The organism is Streptomyces beijiangensis, assembly GCF_017315755.1.
GTDB classification, from domain to species: domain Bacteria; phylum Actinomycetota; class Actinomycetes; order Streptomycetales; family Streptomycetaceae; genus Streptomyces; species Streptomyces beijiangensis.
On record NZ_JAFLRJ010000801.1, the window covers coordinates 1 to 1,446 of the forward strand.

Consider the following 1,446-nt stretch of genomic DNA (forward strand, 5'->3'; position numbering starts at 1 on the left):
GGACGGCGCCGGGGACGCCCAGGCGGTACTCGTGGCGTACCACCGGGGAGAAGTGGGAGAGCGCGAGGAGGGGTGTGCCGCCGGCGTCGTAACGGAGGAAGGCGAAGACGTTGTCCTCCGCGGCGTCGCCCTCCACCCAGGCGAAGCCCGCCGGGTCGGTGTCGCGCTGCCAGAGGGCGGGGGTGGCGGTGTAGGTGGTGTTGAGGTCGCGGACCAGGTCGCGTACGCCGCGGTGGTCGGACTCCGCTGCGTAGGAGGGGTCGAGGAGCCACCAGTCGGGTCCGTGCGCCTCCGACCACTCCGCTCCCTGCGCGAACTCCTGNNGTGCATCCAGCCCATGTTCCATTTGAGCCCGAAGCCGAGGCCGCCGAAGCCGCCGGGGCCGATGTGGTGGGTGGCACGGGTGACGCCGTCCCAGGCCGTGGACTCCTCGGCGATCGTGACCACACCGGGGTTGCGGCGGTAGACGGTGGCGTTCATCTCCTGGAGGAAGGCGACCGCGTCCAGGTTCTCCCTGCCGCCGTGCTCGTTGGGGGACCATTCGCCGTCTTCGCGGGAGTAGTCGAGATAGAGCATGGAGGCGACCGCGTCGACGCGCAGGCCGTCGATGTGGAACTCCTCGCACCAGTAAGTGGCGTTGGCCACCAGGAAGTTACGGACCTCCGTGCGGCCGTAGTCGAATTCGAGGGTGCCCCAGTCGGGGTGGGCCGCGCGGGCCGGGTCCTCGTGCTCGTACAGCGGGCGGCCGTCGAATTCGGCCAGCGCCCAGTCGTCGCGCGGGAAGTGTGCGGGAACCCAGTCCATCAGCACGCCGATGCCCGCGCGGTGCAGGGCGTCGACGAGGAAGCGGAAGTCGTCGGGGGTGCCCATCCGGGAGGTGGGGGCGTAGAAGCCGGTGACCTGGTAACCCCAGGAGCCGCCGAAGGGGTGCTCGGCGACCGGCATCAACTGGACGTGGGTGAAGTGCAGATCGGCCACGTAGGAGGGGAGCTGGGTCGCCAGCTGGCGGTAGGTGAGGCCCGGGCGCCAGGACGGGAGGTGGATCTCGTAGACCGAGAAAGGCGCCTCGTGGACCGGGCGGTCGGCGCGGTGCGCCAGCCAGTCGGCGTCCTGCCAGATGTGGTGCGACTCGGTGACGATCGAGGCGTTGTCCGGCGGGACCTCCGCACGGCGGGCCATCGGGTCGGCGCGCTGGGTGTGGCTGCCGTCGGGGCGGGTGATGTCGAACTTGTAGCGCTCGCCCTCGCCGACGGAGGGGAGGAAGAGCTCCCAGATGCCGGAGGAGCCGAGGGAGCGCATGGGGTAGCCGGTGGAGTCCCAGTAGTTGAAGTCCCCGGCTATGCGCACGCCCCGGGCGTTGGGGGCCCAGACGGTGAACCGGGTGCCGGCGACGGACTGGTGGGTCATGGGGTTCGCGCCGAGCGCCTTCCAGAGCTCCTCGTGGCG

Annotated in this window: 1 pseudogene; it reads right to left on the reverse strand. The window is 70.8% G+C overall.

Features of this window, described 5'->3' with window-relative positions:
* Nucleotides 1–1,446: pseudogene (glgB, locus tag J0695_RS39180) on the reverse strand (1,4-alpha-glucan branching enzyme); the annotation flags it as partial.